This window comes from Amycolatopsis sp. BJA-103 (assembly GCF_002849735.1).
Taxonomy (GTDB): Bacteria; Actinomycetota; Actinomycetes; order Mycobacteriales; family Pseudonocardiaceae; genus Amycolatopsis.
On record NZ_CP017780.1, the window covers coordinates 8,029,156 to 8,045,394 of the forward strand.

A 16,239-nucleotide genomic window follows, 5' to 3' on the forward strand; every position below is an offset into this window, starting at 1 on the left:
ACCGGTGTCATCATCGAATGATGACTGGGGTGGCAGGGCTGATCAAAGCATGGGTGCACGGGTGGGCGCTTTCCCGCGGTGTCGGGGTCCCGGTGGCCGAATCGGACGGCTACCGGCTCGATGTCGGGCGTCCGGGGCATCGCGTGAGATATGTGCTGGCGGACGCCGGATCGGTCGCGCGCCGGGCTCGCGCGCTGACCGAGCCCGGCACCTGGCTGAAGGTGAGCGGCTCGCGTGAAGAGGTGGTGGAGACGGTGCCGCCGAACTGGGAGGTCGGCCCGCCGGAGTATCTGATGAGCACGCCGCTCGCGATGCGGCCCGTGATGCCCGCGCCTGAGCCGTACCGGGCGGAACTGGTCGGCGACGGCGTGGTCACCGACGTCGTGGTGCGAGCGCCCGACGGCTCGCGCGCGGCCACCGGCCGGGTCGCGATCGCCGGCGGGACGGCGGTGGTCGACCAGGTGGTGACGGAGCCCGAGCACCAGCGGCGAGGGCTGGGCCGGTTCGTCATGCGCAGGCTCGACGAGGTGGCGGTGGCGGCCGGAGCGGAGAGGGCGGTACTGGTCGCGACGGAAGAAGGGCGGGCGCTGTACCTGACGCTCGGCTGGACGGTCGCCGCGGAGATCACTCCGGCGCATTTGCCGGAGTCCGAAAACGGCATAACGGGCACTTGAATGTTCGACGAGACACATCCAGAGCGCGAAAGGAGGTAACCGTGCTTATGGTGCGCGAGTGAGTGCTTTATGACTTGGTGGCACGCGGTCCTGATCTTCGTCGCGGGACTCTGGGCGGGCACGATCAACACGGTCGTCGGCTCGGGCACGCTCGTGACCTTCCCGGTCCTGGTCGCGCTCGGCTATTCGCCGCTGACGGCGACGACGTCCAACGCGATCGGCCTCGCTCCCGGCACGGTCAGCGGGGCGATCGGGTATCGCCATGAGCTCAAGGGCTATTGGCCCGAGGTCGTGAAACTCGCCGTCGCGTCGTTCCTCGGCGCGATCTGTGGGACGATCCTGCTGCTCTCACTGCCGAAAGACGCCTTCGAGACCGTCGTGCCCGCGCTGGTCGGGCTCGCGGTGGTGCTGGTGATCGTGCAGCCGCGAGTGGCCGCCTGGGTCGCGAAGCGCCGCGAGGAGAACGGGAAGGTCCACAAGATCGGGCCGCTCCTGTTGTTCCTGATCTTCCTGATCGGCATCTACGGCGGATACTTCACGGCCGCGCAGGGCGTGATGATGGTCGCGGTGATGGGCATGCTGATGTCCGAATCGCTGCAGCGGCTCAACGGCGTCAAGAACGCGCTCTCCGCCGTCGTGAACATCGTCGCCGGCGCGATCTACGCCTTCACCGCGCCGATCAGCTGGCCCGTGGTCGCGCTGCTCGCGGTCGGGTCGACGATCGGCGGCCAGCTCGGCGCGAAGATCGGCCGCAAGCTCTCGCCGACCGTGCTGCGCGCGGTGATCGTCGTGGTCGGTCTCGCCGCGATGGTGCAGTTGCTCCTCAAATAGAACAGCCCGCACCCCGCGAACGGAGTACGGGCTGTCCCGAAGTGTGCGTCAGCGCGGGAAAGCCGCGGCCGCTTCGAGGAAGGTGTCGTTCTCCTCGGGCGTCCCGATGGTCACTCGCGCGCCTTCGCCCGCGAACGGGCGCACGATCAGCTTCCGCTCCAGCGCGTGTTCCGCGAAGGCCGTCGTCCGCTCGCCCAGCGGCAGCCAGACGAAGTTCGCCTGCGTCTCCGGAACCTCGTAACCCTTGGCCACCAGCGCATCCCGCACGCGGGTCCGCTCCGAGATGATCTCCTTGCAGCGCTCCAGCAGTTCGTCGGCCGCGTCGAGGGAGGCGATGGCCGCCGCCTGGGCGATCAGGTTCACCGAGAACGCGACGTACACCTGCTTCAGCGCGACGGTGATCGCTTCCGGCGCCACCGCGTAACCCACGCGGAGACCGGCGAGGCCGTACGCCTTCGAGAAAGTCCGAAGCACCGCGACGTTGTCCCTGCCACGCGCCAGTTCGACGCCGTCCGGCACCTCGACGTCGGTCACGAACTCCTTGTACGCCTCGTCGAGCACGACGAGCACACCCGGCGGCACGGCGTCGAGGAAGCGCTCCAGCTCCGCGCGCCGCAAGACGGTCCCGGTCGGGTTGTTGGGGTTGCACACGAAGACCAGCCGCGTCTTCGGCGTGATGGCGGCGAGCATCGCGTCGAGATCCAACCCGTGCCCGGTCGTCAGCGGCACCTTCACGCTGACGGCGTTCGCGACCTGCGTGACGATCGGGTACGCCTCGAACGAACGCCACGGGAAGACGACCTCGTCACCCGGTTCGCACAGGGCCTGGATCATTTGCTGGCAAAGGGAAACCGAGCCGCAGCCGATGGCGATCCGCTCGACCGGCTCGTTCAGTTCGCGGGCCAGCCGCTCGACGAGCGCGGACGCCGTGATGTCCGGGTACCGGTTGATGCCCTGTGCCGTCTCGGCTATGGCCTGCGCCACACTCGGCAACGGCCCGCCGGGAACCTCGTTGCTCGCAAGCTTGATCGCGCCCTGGATTGTCCGGCCAGGGACGTACTTCGGCAACGATTCGAGATCCGCACGCGGCGAAACAGGGGACATCTTCGGCGCTCCTACGTCTGGGGGACGGCAACGACACCGTATCCTCCCGCGCAACGGCAAGCCCCGAATATTTACCTAAGAGTGGTCTGATGGAGGAATGACCCTGACGACCACCGTGGAACACCAGCACGCCGACGGCCACACGCTGCGCCTGACCTTCGCCGAACCGGAAGGCGTCGTCCGCGGCGGACTCGTGGTGTTGCATGAAGAAGCCGAAGAGGTCGAAGAGGGTTTGAGCCTCCTCCTGGCGGGTCTCGCAGGCGAAGGCTGGCTCACCGTCACCCCGCATCTCGATCGCGACAACCTCACGCAGCAGGACCTGCTCGAAGCCACCGACGCGACGCTCGCCTGGCTCGGTGATCGAGGTGTCCAGGCGGATCTCGTCGGTGTCGTCGGTTTCGACCTCGGCGGGACGGCGGCTCTGGTCGTGGCGTCGAACCGCAGGCTGGGCGCGGCGGTCAGCGTCGGCGGGCAGGGGGTCACCGGGTTGCCGGTCCTCGTCGAGATCGCGGGACGGCTCACCAGCCCGTGGCTCGGCATGTACGGCGACTCGGGTGACGAGGCCGGCGGCGCCGAGGTCGAACAGCTGCGTGACGCGGCGGCGACGGCGAGCGTCGCGACGAACGTCGTCCACTACCCGGGCGCCAATCACCGCTTCGACGCCGACCCGGATGCGGCCGCGGAGGCCTGGCAGCGCACGTTGAATTGGTTCGACGCCCACCTACGCTGACTCCATTCGCGCTAACATCCCCCTGAGATGTGACAGGGGAGGGTCGAATGGCACAGTCACCCAAGGTGCCCGTGACGCCACAAGCCGCGTTCGGTGCTTCGGCGCCGGCCTTGGCGCCGGTGGCGGGTCAGATCCGGGACACCAAGACCGCTGCCAAGAAGGGGACCGTCAAGGTCACCGAGGACGCCGCCAAGAAGCTCGTCGACGCGCTGCTGAAAGCGCGTCACGAGCTCAACGCGCTGATCAAGGACTCAACGGAGTTCAAAGCGCCCTTGAAACTGGGCGACAACTTCGTCGGGCACACGATGAGCGAACGATTCCAGGGCGCGGCGACCGAGGGGACCGAAGCGGCACTGCCCGTCCTCAAGGACTTCGCGGTGGTGCTCAAAGACCTCCAGCTCACCGTGATGGCGGCGCGCAAGATGTACGTCGCCGCGGACGAGGAAGGCCAGGAGCAGCTCGAACGGGTCGCCCGCCGGTTCGACCTCGAGGACATGGTCGAACCCGAGCGGAAGGACGAGCACTGATGCGCATCCTGCCCTCGCCGTGGCCGCCGCCCGAGCCCGAGCCGCAACCCGGCCCCGATCACCTGCGCGCAGACATCGACTGGATGAGCTACTCGCACCGCGAGCTCTACGAGATGGTCCACAACGAGCTGGACCTGGCGAGCGCGGAAGCCGTCGCCGCACAGTGGGCGAAGATCGGCGCGTTCCTGGACAGGGCCGCTTCCGAGCTCAAGGCGGCCATCGTCGCCACCGCCGACGGCTGGACGGGCGAGGGTGCCGACAGGGCCCGTGACGCCGCGATCAAGCTCGTCGACTGGGCCGATGAGACCGGCTGGCGCGCGGAGAACGTCGCGAACTGCGTACGCCGACAGGCGGACATCGCCGAAACCGCGCGGCGAACGATGCCCGAGCCGCAGGGAGCCACCCCTCGGCCGAAGGTGCCGGAGCCGCCGAGACGCCGCCCGATCCCGGTCTCCGATTCGACGCAGGCCATGTCGGCATCGGCGCCCTCGAATCCCGGCTTCGCCGAGGCTGGGCGGATCGTCGCCGAACCGACCGACGAGAGGGCACAGGACTCGCACCGTCAGGCCGCCGACGTGATGACGCGGATGCAGCAGAGCTCCGGCGAGGTCTACGAAAACGTCCCTCGCTTCACTTCGTACGGCAAGCAGCCGCAGCTCCTCAAGACGCCTGAAGAGCCGGAGCCGCGGCCGAAACCCGAACCGGAACCGGTGCCGCCACCGGACGACACGACCCGCAGCAGCGGCACCGACGACGTCGCCCCGATCCAGGTGCGGGAGCCCGCCGAGGCGCCGCGCGGGCCCGGCGCGAGCAGTGGCGCCTTCGTGCCGTCACCGCCCGGAACCTCCGGCGGAACCCAAGAGCAACTCGGGCAGGGCGGCCGATCCGGCGCCGGCGGTTTCGGGCCGTCGGGGCAATCCGGCCAGGTGGCCGGGACACGGGCCGCGGCCGCGGGTATGGGCGGCTTCGGCGGGATGCCGATGGGGATGGCGCCTCAGCAAGGACGTCAGGGCGAAGAAGACCACAAGGCACCGGACTACCTCGTCGAGGATGCCGACATCTGGGGCCTGAGCGGGCAGGTGACCCCGCCGGTCATCGGCGAAGACCCGAGAGGCGGCCGCTGATGGACTGGATCCGCCTGCACATCGGCGAGCTCTTCCTCCTGTGGTCGGCGCACGGGCGCGACGAACTGCCCGCGGTGCTGGAGGTTCCGCATGTCGGGCGGACGCCGGAGTTCCGCGCCGAACTGGTCGGCACGGCGAGCCGGACGCTGTCGGAACGCGGCCTCGGCACGGTGGAGGCCCCCGCGCCGGAACTGGTGGGGCTGCTGCACACCCTCGCGAACAGCGAACTGACGCTGGACCTGCGGCTCGACGGCGATCCCGCGTACCGGGCCGTCGGCTGCGTGTCCGATCGCGGCGCGGTCGCGATCGGCGTCGCGGGCACCGACGTCGAGCTGTCCGCGCTGCGGGAACCCCTCGTCGCCGCGACCCTGCTGCAGGCGTTGCCGCCATGCGAGCAGGGGCGGGGCCTCTCGGTCAACCTGCGCGTCGACGACTACACGGCGGCCTGCGAGGCGGGGGAGCGTGGCGGGCAGCCGGCTTTCTCCGATGTCCTGCGCGACGCCGGGCTGCGCGAACCCGAGGTCATCGTGATGGTGCGGATCGCGACGCAGCGGATCGGCAGCGGGCGGCTCGGGGCGGCCAGGAAGTCGTGGGAGGGCCGCTGGGTGCGCGGAGAAGGCACGCTGACCTGGGTGGACACCCCCGACGGCCGCTACGGACTCCGTCGCGATCGAGGGTGGCTGACGGTCACCCCGCTCGACGCGGGGCGCCTCAAGACGATGGCGTACGAGCTGTTCACAGGGGCTCGCCAAGTAGGTTAACGAGGGTTAACATCGCGGGGTGACGCACACCGCCGACGCCCCAGAAGTGCTCTGGCGCCCCGAGCCGAGCCGCCTGTCCGACACCAAGATCGACGCGTTCCGCCAGTGGCTGCGCACCGAACGCGGCGTGGAAGTCGACGACTACAACGAGTTGTGGGAGTTCTCCGTGCGGCGCGGACCGGAGTTCTGGTCGGCCGTCGGCGAATTCCTCGGCCTGCGCTGGCACGATCAGCCTGGCGAAGTGCTCACCGGCGAGATGCCGAACGCCCGGTGGTTCGAGGGCGGCACGCTGAACTACGCCGAGCACTCGCTCATGCCCGGCGTCGCGGGCGCCGCGAAGGCCGACGACGAGATCGCCGTGATCTTCCACCGCGAAGACGGCCTCTCGTCACAACTGACGTACGGCGCCTTGCGTTCCGCCGTCGCTTCCGCGAGGGAGGGCCTGCGGAAGCTGGGAGTGTCCAAAGGGGACAGAGTCGTCGCACTGGCGCCGAACTGCCCGCAGACGCTGATCGCCTTCCTCGCCACCGCGAGCCTCGGCGCCGTCTGGTCGTCGTGCTCGCCGGACTTCGGGGTCCGCGCGATCACCGACCGCTTCGCGCAGATCGAGCCGAAGGTGCTGATCGCGGTCAACGGGTACGTCTACAATGGACGGTGGTTCGACAGCCGTTCGACGGTGAACTCGTTGCGGGACGAGATCGCCACGCTCGAAGCGACCGTGCTCATCGACTACGCGGGCGGCCGCCTCGACGGAACCCTCGACTGGGACACGCTGCTCACCGACAACGCCGGCGCGGAACTGGCCTTCGAGCCCGTCGAATTCGCCCACCCGCTGTGGGTCCTGTACTCCTCGGGGACCACCGGGCTGCCGAAGGGCATCGTCCACGGGCACGGCGGGATCACCCTCGAACACCTCAAAGCCCTTGCCCTGCAAAGCGATCTCGGACCGGGCGACCGGTTCTTCTGGTTCACCACCACCGGCTGGATGATGTGGAACTTCCTCATCTCCGGCCTGCTGACCGGGACGACGATCGTGCTCTTCGACGGCAGCCCCGGCAGCCCGGACCTCAACGTGCTGTGGCATCTGGCCGAACAGCATCGCGTCACCTACTTCGGCACGTCGGCGCCGTACATCCAGAGCTGTCTGAAGGCCGGGATCAAACCGGCCGAGCGCTACGACCTCACCGCGTTGCGCGCCTTGGGATCCACCGGTGCGCCGTTGAGTGTCGAGGGCTTCCGGTGGATCGTCGACGAGGTCGGCAAACGCGTCCAGATCTGCTCGGTGTCCGGTGGCACGGACCTGTGCGCGGCGTTCGTCACGTCGGCCCCGGACGTCCCGGTCTGGCTGGGCGAGCTTTCGGTGCGCGCGCTCGGCGCCGCCGTCGCCGCCTTCGACGAGCAGGGGAAACCGGTGGTGGAGACGGTCGGCGAACTGGTGATCACCGAGCCGATGCCGTCGATGCCGGTGTTCTTCTGGAACGACCCGGACGGCTCGCGGCTGCGCGAGGCGTACTTCGAGATGTACCCGGGGATCTGGCGGCACGGCGACTGGATCCGGATCACCGGCCGCGGCTCCGCGGTCATCTACGGGCGCAGCGACTCGACGCTCAACCGTGGCGGCGTCCGGATGGGCACGGCCGAGTTCTACCGGGTCGTCGAGTCCTTCGACCAGGTCGCGGATTCGCTGGTGATCGACACTTCGGCGGCGGGTAACGAGGAGGGGCAACTGCTGTGCTTCCTCGTCCTGGCCGACGGCGTCTCGCTCGAAGAGGTCGAGCCCGCCTTGCGCAAGGAGCTGCGAGGAGCCCTCTCGCCGCGGCACGTGCCCGACCGGTTCGTCCAGGTGACCGAGGTACCCCGCACGCTCAACGGCAAGAAATGCGAGGTTCCGGTCAAGAAGATCCTTTCGGGGGTTTCACCTGACCGCGCCGTCAGCCGGGATGCGCTGCTGAACCCCGACGCCCTTGTACCGTTCGTGGAGCTGGCAAGGAGCTGAACCTAGGGGCGGGACTTGGCGGGCGCGTGGCGGGTGGCGGGTGCCACCTCGGTGGTGGTGGTCACCTGGGTGACGCGGCTGGCCGGACTGCTGGCCCTGGTCTCGGTGCTGGTCCCGGCCGGGCGGCGCACCCTGCGCGGGCACGTCGCCGAATGGCTGGAACTGCCGCACGAGGCCACGGTCGGCGCGGCGACGGTCGCGCTGGTGACCGGTGTGCTGCTCGTGTTGCTCGCCGCCGGCCTCAAACGGCGGAAGCGACGAGCCTGGCAACTGGCGGTCGCCGCCGCCGTCCTGCTGACCGTGTCGCACCTCGGGCTGCGGCACGTCCTCGGCGCCGGCCTCGTGTCGCTCGCGCTGCTGATCGCCCTGATCGCGACGCGACGTCACTTCATCGCGCTCCCCGATCCGGTCACTGGACGGTGGCGTGCGGTCCGGGTCTTCCTGCAGCTGACGGTGGCCGGGGTCGCGATCAACTTCGTGCTGCTGTCGGTCGCCAGGGCGCTGGAGCCCCTGGACGTCGGTGACAGGCTCGCTCAGTCGGTCCTGGCCCTGGTCGGCGTCAGCGGCCCCGCGGTGTTCCACGCGCTGTGGCTGGAGGACCTGTCGGCGGCCGTCGGCCTGCTGTTCGGCATCGGCGCGGTCCTGCTGGCCGCGTACTTCCTGCTCCGCTCGGCCGAACCCGCGCCGGAGCTGACCGATGACGAGATCGAACGGCTCAGGGCGCTGGTGGGCGAACGGGACTCACTGGGGTACTTCGCGCTACGCAGGGACAAGTTCGTGGTCTTCTCGAAGTCGGGGAAGGCCGCGGTGACCTATCGCGTGATCGCCGGTGTCGCGCTGTGCTCGGCGGACCCCCTCGGCGACCCGGAAGCGTGGCCGGGCGCGATCGAGGAGTACCTCGACGTCTGCCGTCGCTACGCCTGGACCCCGGCGACCATGGGCTGCTCGGAACTGGGCGCGACCGTCTGGGCCCGCTTCGGCCTGGAGGTGCTGGAGATCGGCGACGAAGCCGTCGTCGACACCGGCACCTTCACCCTCGAAGGCCGCACCATGCGCGGCGTCCGCCAAGCCGTCTCGCGCACGAAGCGAGCCGGGTACGCCGTCCGCGTCCGCAAGGCCGAAGACGTGCCTCCCGCGGAACTCGACGAACTCCGCGCCCTCGCCGCCACCTGGCGCGGCACCGACACCGAACGCGGCTTCTCGATGGCCCTCGGACGCATGGGCGACCCAGGCTCGGTCCTGGTCACCGCCGAGCACGAGGATCGCGTTCGCGGCTTGCTCCAGTTCGTCCCGTGGGGCGAGAAGGGCCTCTCGATGGACGTCATGCGCCGCGACCGGACCGCGGACAACGGCGTCAACGAGCTGATGATCTCCGAACTGCTTCTGACGACCCCCGCCGACCACGTGTCCCTGAACTTCGCCGCCTTCCGCGCCGTCCTGGAACAAGGCCAACGCATCGGCGCCGGCCCCGTCGCCCGCCTGTCCGCCCGGACGCTGCGATTCTTCTCACGTTGGATCCAGATCGAAACCCTCTACCGCTTCAACGCGAAGTTCCAGCCCCGCTGGGTCCCGCGCTATCTGGCGTACCCCGCGGCCCGCGACCTACCCCGCGTCGGCATCGCCGTCTTCGAAGCCGAAGGACTCGGTGGGCGCTCTCCGCTGCTGCTCAGAGCGCTGCAACGGATCTAAGGGGGGTCCCTTTCGCGGGGGTTCGCGGGGTGTGTAACCTATCTGGGCAGTGGTCGTTCGACCTGGGAGGCTTCGCCTAGTCTGGTCTATGGCGCCGCACTGCTAATGCGGTTGGGGGTAACCCCCCCTCCCGGGTTCAAATCCCGGAGCCTCCGCTGGCACCTGTTCCGGCAGGTGCTAGATTAAAAACTGAACAAGCGCCCGTAGCTCAGCTGGATAGAGCATCTGACTACGGATCAGAAGGTCAGGGGTTCGAATCCCTTCGGGCGCACGTCTGGTTGAGACAGCACTAAGGCTCTCCCGTTCGCGGGAGGGCCTTTTTGTCTGTCCAGTGTGGACGCTTGTGGAAGCCTCGACAATTCGGTGCCGTTGAACACTGTTCTGGGATACGCTGAAACACTTCCTGTGGTCGAGGGGTTCGGTGGGGACTATGGCGGAAGCAAAACGATTTTCCTCGCTCGATGTCTGTTCGGGGGCGGGTGGGCTCGCACTGGGTTTGGAACAGGCGGGCTTCGATCCTGTTCTGCTGCTGGACAATCGCGATGTGGCGTGTCAAACGCTGCGAGCGAATCGTCCTGGATGGGATGTCCTCGAACTGGATCTTCTCCAGTTCGTCGCAGAAGAACACCAGCAGGTCTACGACGTCGACTTGCTGTCCGCCGGTCTTCCGCGGGTGAAGGCCTCGGCGACGGTCAACCGGACTCGTGGAAGTGACATCGAGCTGGAGTTGCTCAAGGCGACCATCATGTTGATGCATGGAGTTCAGCCACGCGCACTGTTGGTCGAGAACGTTCCGGACCTCGTCACCAAGGACGACTACAGCGCGGTGAGGGAATTCGTCCACGTGGAACTCGACCACCTGGGCTATCGGTACAAGTGGTTCGTGGTCAACGCGGCCGACCACCAGGTCCCTCAGAATCGTGAGCAAGGCATTCTGGTGGCGCTCAAAGGCGATGCCATGGAGGCCTTCGAAGTACCCGAACCGAGCCTGGAACCACCGGTGACAGTGGGTGAGGCGTTGGAAGAGTCAATGAAGGCGCGAGGCTGGGAGGATACGAGCGAGTGGGCCCGGCAGGCGAACAAACTGGCGCCGACCTTGGTCGGAGGATCGTGGGACCGAGGAGGTCCGGATCTCGGCCCCACGGGGTCGAAGCAGGCCTGGGCCAAGATGGGTGTGAACGGCGCCACGGTTGCGAACGAGGTGCCGGATTCCGACTTCGTGTGGGACCCGGCGCTCGGCCGGGACGGCATGGTCAAACTGACTGTCGAGCAAGCCGCATGCTTGCAGGGTTTCCCGCCGGAATGGCGGTTCGAAGGCAAGAAGACCGTTCGTTACCGCCAGGTTGGTCACGCCTCACCACCGCCCGTCGCACACGCGTTGGGACTCGCCATTCGTGCCGCGCTGACACGCGGTGGAGCCTGATGATTTCAAGGTCGTCGTACACGAGTTAAGCTTCCACCCCATGACCCCTGTGCAGCCGCAGCTGTTCACGACTGCGCAGATCCAGATGGTGGACCTGTTCGCGGGGCCTGGCGGGCTGGACGTCGCCGCACACTGGTTGGGTGTGCACGTCGACGGCATCGAGTGGGACGACAACGCCTGCGAGACCAGAAAAGCCGCAGGCCTCGGCACCAAGCATGCCGACGTCCGGGCCTACGGGCCCAAGGATTTCCCCGATGCCACCGTGCTCTCGGGCGGACCGCCGTGCCAGACGTACACCGTCGCGGGAGGCGGTGCCGGTCGCCGTGCACTGGACACGGTCCTCGGCTTCGTCGAGCAGATGGCCGCAGGCGAAGACATCAGCGCCGAACTCGAGAAGCTGCACGAAGACGACGAACGCGCAGGCGACGACAATCGTAACGGCAAGGAACGTTCCGGCCTGGTGCTCGAGCCGTTGCGCTGGGCATTGGAAGCTCTCGACTACGAAATGCCTTACGAAGCCATCGTGCTGGAACAGGTTCCGACGGTCCTGCCGGTCTGGCAGGCATACGCCGATGTTCTGAAGGAACGTGGCTACAAAGTCGCCTGCGGTGTCTTGCACACTGAAGAGTTCGGAGTTCCGCAGACTCGCCGTCGCGCGATCCTCATCGCACGACTTCACGGCGAGGCTTCGCTGCCCACGCCAACGCACCGTCGGTACTACAAGGGCAAGGATCGGTCCGAGGGAGTAGCCGCTCTCAAGCCGTGGGTGACGATGTCCGACGCCTTGCGCAACCGGGACGAGCCGTTCGAAGTGGTTTCCAACTACGGAACCGGCGGCAATCCCAAGTTGAGGGGAAGGCGCAGGTCCGACGAGCCGTCTGCCACGGTCACCGGCAAGATCTCACGGAATCGGCTGTATTCGTCCGGCTGGCCCAAGCACGAGCTGGATCGGCTGACTAAAGACGAAGCCGGGCTCTTGCAGACCTTTCCCGCTGATTACCCCTGGTCCGGCAAGGAGATCGCGCAGCAGGTCGGCAACGCCATTCCGCCGCGCCTGGCCGCACACGTGCTCGCTGCGGCCTTGGGGGTCGAGTTCAAAGCCGAGGACCTTGACGCGGTTGTCGCCGCGAAGTGGGATCCGGGAATTTACGACCGACCTCAGCTGCCCTCGATGCCTATCGCGACTCCGTCCGAAATGGACGCTACTCCGGAGAGTCGGCAGCCTTCTTCCGTTGTCGTACAGGCGCCTCTTCGAGTAGTTGTCTGAACAGGGGCATCAGGACCTTGACTGCGTCCTCGCTGACTTCGCCGTCGTCCGGTCCGTCGGGAAGACGGTCCCAGTGCACCGGGGCCATGTCTTCGGCTTCGGTGATCCAGTCGTGCACCGCGTCCTGATCCACCGGCTCGTCCGGCGCCAGAACGTCGTACAGCAGGGTGCTCCCCGCCGTGTTCACGGCGGACGACAACGCGTTGGCCCGGTCTCCCAGACGTGAAACGTTCGAGCGCTTCAACTCCTCGAGCACGCGAATGATCGCGAACGCGGTCGGGCGATGGTCGATGACGTCCAGGCGCATCGTCGTGTTCAGGACGTCTTGAACGCTGCAGGCGACTTCCACCGGGCTGTAGTCGTCCGCGTTGCGGAACAACTCGGCCGCCCACCACAGACGGGCAAAGGCCTGGGTGTAGTGCGGGCCGCTGAACCGGGAGGCCGGCGTGATCTCGGCGCCTTTGTGGCGCCACACCACGTAATCCGGAGCCGCGATCATGGAGAGGAAGTTCCACAGGCGACTGTCGGCAGCTTCGGCCCTGGTCATCCGCAGGGTGGCATGCAGTCTCGGTGCCAGCCAGCCGTCGGCGTCCACAGGTCTTCCCGCGAAGCGCTCCATCGCCACGTCGAGCAACTCCCGGATCGGCGCGATCCCCCAACGGGCTTCCGTCGGCGGAAGCGAAATCGATGCCTTGCGGAGGGCGACCAGCGGCGGTTTTTCCTGCCCTGACTGCATACCGCGAGTCAGGAACTTGGCCACCGCCGCGTTCGGCAACAAACCCAGAACGAGCGGGAGGTCGGCCTTGTTTTCAACACTCATCGATCATCGCCCCTGTCCGAACGATGAACAGACCGCACGGCGTTGGTCAGCTTCTTGGTGATCTGACTTCGCCTGCCTGCCGCGTACTGGACACTCGTCTGGAGCTCGGACCAACCGAACCCCTTGGTACGACGTTCGTTGATGTCGAAGAGCGCGTCCGTGAGCTGCCGTCCCGGCAGCACGTCCGGCAGCATCATCCGGACCACGGCCTCGCGCCAGCCGGCAGGCATCTGAGGTGTCCCGTCTTCGTCCAGATCCAGGTCGCTGATGGCGGTGTGGAACATGGCCGTCCAGGCGTCCTGTGCTACCTGGCTCGCCGTCATCTCACGCAGCATCTTCTCCTCAGGGCTGCCGCCTGTGCCGTGCAGGGCATCGATCAAACCCTCCACCGCGCTCGTGTTCAGATAGACCGTCGGGATGTCGCCAGTGGTTTCGACGATCCATGGTGACTCCTTGAACGGATGCAACCATTCGTGCGGTCCTTCGCGGAAGTCGACCTCCACGATCTCGATATCGCGCTGTCGGACCGGGGTGGTGACCTTGAGGTCCACGAACCAGTCCTTTTCGGTGGCACCGATGAAGCGGCCCGCCATCTCGCCGAGTGTGGCGACAACCGTCAGACCGAGTGAGGCGCGATTGAGATGGCGGGCATGCGCCAGTTCGATGCTCCCGCGCCAGCTACCGTCACGGGAACGGGTCAGACGTGTTGTCGACCGGGCGTTGGTGGCTTTCTCGGTGAGCACCGCCAAACACACCGGATCGACCCAAGGCCCTGCGGCGAGCTCCTCATCGGGGATCTTGGCGGCGAGGTGCAGAGTCGCAACCTCCCATTCTTCCCGTCCGGTTCGATGCAACGCCACTGTCTGCTCGACCTTGGACACGTGCGAGTACGGGAGCTCCGCGCCGTCCACACTCACGGCCGTCACGTCGAGACTCACGTCACCGAAGAGCGTCGGGTAGGGGAATGCTGCTCTCACGCGACACCTCCGCGGGCCTTCTGGACGTCCACGACCAGTCGGGACAGGCGACCTTGAACAGGATGACTTCCCGGATCCGTGACACCGATGAACGAGGCCGATCGCATCCCCGGCGGGACTACCAGGTTGCCGTTCTCGATGTCGCAGTTCTTCGCAGGGGTGAGAAGGCTCCACTCGACGGCAGGGCGCCCGCCGGACCTGACGTCGAACTTGGCGACCGGTGTCAGCAACCACGGGTCTTCCGCGTTGGGCAGCTTGATGTCGACACTCACGTGCCAGGCGCCCGTGTCGTCCAGCTGAGCGTTGATGCTCCGGACCGTCGGCACGCCCTGTGCGCGTCTGCTGCCGGCGGCGGCGCCGTCGAGTTTCAGCAGCTCCTTCAGAACGCTCGGGCCACCCCGATGGCCGATCTCCCGACGCCCGACAAGCTCGCGTACCGCTTTGTCGATCTCTTCGAGGAACTCGCTGATGCGGGACAAGGCTCCTCGCTGGTACAGGGACGTCAGTTCTTCCGTGCGATCCCACTTGTGGTGCTCAGGGGGCTCGGACGCGCGGAGAAACTGTTCCGCGAGGTCGACGTCTTCGCCTTCGTTCTCGGTCGCATGGCCTGCGAGAAGGACGGCCTGGAAGGCGTCGGCGCCCAGCGGGAGATCCCTGGGCCGCCTGTCGAGAATCGCCATGCGGTTGCCGCGCATGCAAACCACTCGGTTGGTTCGTTCCTCCCCTTCGGCACGGGTGAGCAGAAGGACGGCGGAGTGTCTTGCGCCTTTGCCTTGGGTTCGACCTTCGCCTTTCAGCGGGGTGACGAACAGTGGTACTTCGACACTGGCCACTTGATCGCCCGCGGTCCGCTCGGTCACGGTCTCGTTGTCCAGATACGCCTTGAGGGCTCTGCTCAGCGCGGGATGGTGAGTATGGGGATTGACCTGTTGTTCGGGTACGAGCACCCGGCCGTTGCGCAAGGTCGTGACGCGGGCTTCGAGCAGCGCGCCTGCCCGATCACCACCGATCATCGCGGCCCAGAAACCATCGGCCAGCGAACGCACCAGCTTCTCGTGCATCTCCTCCAGCGATTCCGCGTCCCCGGAGGCGTCATGCGCACCGACGATGAGGAACGACGTGCCTGTTTCCGCGTTGGAGCGTTCGAGCTGCAGCCCTCGAACGGACTCCTCGTCCGCCCACCACGACCGGGAGACACCCTTGTGGCTCTGCGTGGTGTCCGGTTCTCCGAACCAGGCGGGCCCCGCGTAAGCCGTCTTGTCCACGGTTCGCCAAGGCAAGTCGAGCCTGCCGATGACACGACGTTCGGTCCGGCCCTCATGGGGAATCGACAGCGTCGAGTTCATCAGGACCAGACCGAAGCGACTGGTGGCCCACAGGGTGACTTTTCCGAGCCCGTAGGAACCGCCGGCTCGCTTGCCGGACTGCTTGTGGCTGTCGAGCTGCCTTCGGACGACAGCCGCGAAGCGACCGTCGCTGTACTCGGGACCGGTGAGGCCGGCGGCGTTGTAGTCGTCCACCCTCAACAACAGCAGCGACCTGGTTCGGTCCAGGTCGTCCAGCGCCGCTCGCAGACTTCGGGAGACCTTCTGTTCCGCCGAAGCGGCTTTGTCGTAGTGCGGGCGTAACTTGTCCCACTGCAACGCCTCGAGAAACGAGTCGAGGTGTGCGCCGCTCAACTCGTGCAATGTGTAGTGGACCCGGACCGGTTTGGAAGGATCATGGCGTTCGTCGAGCGAGTTCTGGGTCGCCTCGCGGGCGAGGACGGCCAGGTCGGCGTTGAAGGCGAAGGCGGCGGCGTTGCCGTATTCACGTCCGCCGTCCGCATGTGCCGGCCTGTGGTGCCACTCCAGCGGGAGCTTGGCGACCACGTCCGCGGTGCGGTTGTGCAGAGAGGCCACGTCGATGCCGAGGAACTCGGCGATTCGTCGCTTGACTTCCTCGCGTGGTTCGGCGCGTCCGGTGATCCATGCGGATACTGCGGCACGGGTCAAGTCCAGATGTTGCGCGAGCTCGGCCTGGGATTTCGATGCCCGGCGCAACTGCCGTCCGAGCCACGGGCCGAAGTCCTCACCCTGCTGAGCGCTCATTCGCCTGATTGCCTTCCCTGATGCCTGCGAGCGACCTCCCATCAGGGGGTCGAAAGCAGTCTAACAGGCAAATTTGACACTTGCGCGCTGTCAACTTATGGTTAACGTCACCTCGGTCGGCTGAATCTGTCCGACTGTACCGCTTCTCATCTTCTCATCGATCCGACACACCCTTCGGGGTGTCGACTTCATCTCGGGAGGGTCCGGGCCGCAGCAGAGTCATCCA

General features: G+C 67.0%; 14 protein-coding genes and 2 tRNA genes. 12 read left to right on the forward strand and 4 right to left on the reverse strand.

Annotation, left to right across the window (positions count from 1 at the left end):
* The first annotated feature begins 29 nt into the window (after nt 1–29).
* Both BKN51_RS36005 and BKN51_RS36010 read left to right on the forward strand, forming a co-directional pair.
* A complete protein-coding gene (locus BKN51_RS36005) occupies nt 30–674 on the forward strand; it encodes a GNAT family N-acetyltransferase (protein ID WP_101611838.1) in 645 nt (214 codons plus the stop codon).
* Nucleotides 675–743: 69 nt separating this feature from the next.
* Complete coding sequence (locus BKN51_RS36010; protein WP_101611839.1) at nt 744–1,505, forward strand: sulfite exporter TauE/SafE family protein; 762 nt, start codon at nt 744–746, stop codon at nt 1,503–1,505.
* Between the two features lie 48 nt (nt 1,506–1,553).
* Here the strand turns inward: BKN51_RS36010 and hisC are convergent, their stop codons facing one another.
* The gene (gene hisC, locus BKN51_RS36015) at nt 1,554–2,609 is read right to left on the reverse strand and encodes a histidinol-phosphate transaminase (RefSeq protein ID WP_101611840.1); all 1,056 of its coding nucleotides are present in this window, start codon (nt 2,607–2,609) and stop codon (nt 1,554–1,556) included.
* A gap of 97 nt (nt 2,610–2,706) precedes the next feature.
* On the opposite strand from hisC, the gene BKN51_RS36020 reads away from it, so the two are divergent.
* The 10 genes from BKN51_RS36020 (at nt 2,707) to BKN51_RS36065 (ending at nt 12,126) form a co-directional block, all read left to right on the forward strand.
* Nucleotides 2,707–3,339, forward strand: a complete 633-nt coding sequence (locus tag BKN51_RS36020; protein ID WP_101611841.1) for a dienelactone hydrolase family protein — start codon at nt 2,707–2,709, stop codon at nt 3,337–3,339.
* 47 nt (nt 3,340–3,386) lie between these two features.
* Nucleotides 3,387–3,866 (forward strand): hypothetical protein, encoded by a 480-nt coding sequence (locus BKN51_RS36025; protein ID WP_233223067.1) that lies wholly within the window; start codon nt 3,387–3,389, stop codon nt 3,864–3,866.
* Nucleotides 3,866–4,990, forward strand: a complete 1,125-nt coding sequence (locus BKN51_RS36030) for a PPE domain-containing protein (protein WP_101611842.1) — start codon at nt 3,866–3,868, stop codon at nt 4,988–4,990. The genes BKN51_RS36025 and BKN51_RS36030 overlap by 1 nt, the downstream gene beginning before the upstream one ends.
* Nucleotides 4,990–5,751, forward strand: coding sequence for an ESX secretion-associated protein EspG (locus BKN51_RS36035; protein ID WP_101611843.1), 762 nt, complete (start codon nt 4,990–4,992; stop codon nt 5,749–5,751). The genes BKN51_RS36030 and BKN51_RS36035 overlap by 1 nt, the downstream gene beginning before the upstream one ends.
* 19 nt (nt 5,752–5,770) lie before the next feature.
* Nucleotides 5,771–7,747, forward strand: coding sequence for an acetoacetate--CoA ligase (locus BKN51_RS36040; protein ID WP_101611844.1), 1,977 nt, complete (start codon nt 5,771–5,773; stop codon nt 7,745–7,747).
* Between the two features lie 33 nt (nt 7,748–7,780).
* Nucleotides 7,781–9,436: a phosphatidylglycerol lysyltransferase domain-containing protein gene (locus BKN51_RS36045; RefSeq protein ID WP_101613666.1), complete on the forward strand. Its 1,656-nt coding sequence runs from the start codon at nt 7,781–7,783 to the stop codon at nt 9,434–9,436.
* A 65-nt stretch (nt 9,437–9,501) separates the two neighbouring features.
* Nucleotides 9,502–9,591 (forward strand) — tRNA-Ser (locus tag BKN51_RS36050).
* Between the two features lie 42 nt (nt 9,592–9,633).
* Nucleotides 9,634–9,707: transfer RNA gene (locus tag BKN51_RS36055), tRNA-Arg, on the forward strand.
* 159 nt (nt 9,708–9,866) lie between these two features.
* The gene (locus tag BKN51_RS36060; RefSeq protein WP_101611845.1) at nt 9,867–10,859 is read left to right on the forward strand and encodes a DNA cytosine methyltransferase; all 993 of its coding nucleotides are present in this window, start codon (nt 9,867–9,869) and stop codon (nt 10,857–10,859) included.
* 40 nt (nt 10,860–10,899) lie between these two features.
* Nucleotides 10,900–12,126, forward strand: coding sequence for a DNA cytosine methyltransferase (locus tag BKN51_RS36065; RefSeq protein ID WP_101611846.1), 1,227 nt, complete (start codon nt 10,900–10,902; stop codon nt 12,124–12,126).
* Here the strand turns inward: BKN51_RS36065 and BKN51_RS36070 are convergent.
* From BKN51_RS36070 to BKN51_RS36080, 3 genes are read right to left on the reverse strand one after another with little or no spacing between them, the layout of a single operon-like run.
* Nucleotides 12,062–12,946 carry a DUF6339 family protein gene (locus BKN51_RS36070; RefSeq protein ID WP_101611847.1) on the reverse strand — a complete coding sequence of 295 codons (885 nt, stop codon included), beginning with the start codon at nt 12,944–12,946 and terminating at the stop codon, nt 12,062–12,064. The genes BKN51_RS36065 and BKN51_RS36070 overlap by 65 nt on opposite strands.
* Nucleotides 12,943–13,923, reverse strand: a complete 981-nt coding sequence (locus tag BKN51_RS36075; protein ID WP_101611848.1) for a hypothetical protein — start codon at nt 13,921–13,923, stop codon at nt 12,943–12,945. The genes BKN51_RS36070 and BKN51_RS36075 overlap by 4 nt, the downstream gene beginning before the upstream one ends.
* A complete protein-coding gene (locus tag BKN51_RS36080) occupies nt 13,920–16,013 on the reverse strand; it encodes a helix-turn-helix domain-containing protein (protein WP_101611849.1) in 2,094 nt (697 codons plus the stop codon). Before BKN51_RS36080 ends, BKN51_RS36075 begins: the two co-directional genes overlap by 4 nt.
* Nucleotides 16,014–16,239 lie beyond the last annotated feature (226 nt).

What these genes read in the sequence shown, in the direction of transcription:
- BKN51_RS36010 (WP_101611839.1), top strand. Translation starts at nt 744, where the DNA reads ATGACTTGGTGGCACGCGGTCCTGATCTTCGTCGCGGGACTCTGGGCG.
- hisC (WP_101611840.1), bottom strand. Translation starts at nt 2,609, where the DNA reads ATGTCCCCTGTTTCGCCGCGTGCGGATCTCGAATCGTTGCCGAAGTAC.
- BKN51_RS36020 (WP_101611841.1), top strand. Translation starts at nt 2,707, where the DNA reads ATGACCCTGACGACCACCGTGGAACACCAGCACGCCGACGGCCACACG.
- BKN51_RS36025 (WP_233223067.1), top strand. Translation starts at nt 3,387, where the DNA reads ATGGCACAGTCACCCAAGGTGCCCGTGACGCCACAAGCCGCGTTCGGT.
- BKN51_RS36030 (WP_101611842.1), top strand. Translation starts at nt 3,866, where the DNA reads ATGCGCATCCTGCCCTCGCCGTGGCCGCCGCCCGAGCCCGAGCCGCAA.
- BKN51_RS36035 (WP_101611843.1), top strand. Translation starts at nt 4,990, where the DNA reads ATGGACTGGATCCGCCTGCACATCGGCGAGCTCTTCCTCCTGTGGTCG.
- BKN51_RS36060 (WP_101611845.1), top strand. Translation starts at nt 9,867, where the DNA reads ATGGCGGAAGCAAAACGATTTTCCTCGCTCGATGTCTGTTCGGGGGCG.
- BKN51_RS36065 (WP_101611846.1), top strand. Translation starts at nt 10,900, where the DNA reads ATGACCCCTGTGCAGCCGCAGCTGTTCACGACTGCGCAGATCCAGATG.
- BKN51_RS36070 (WP_101611847.1), bottom strand. Translation starts at nt 12,946, where the DNA reads ATGAGTGTTGAAAACAAGGCCGACCTCCCGCTCGTTCTGGGTTTGTTG.
- BKN51_RS36080 (WP_101611849.1), bottom strand. Translation starts at nt 16,013, where the DNA reads ATGAGCGCTCAGCAGGGTGAGGACTTCGGCCCGTGGCTCGGACGGCAG.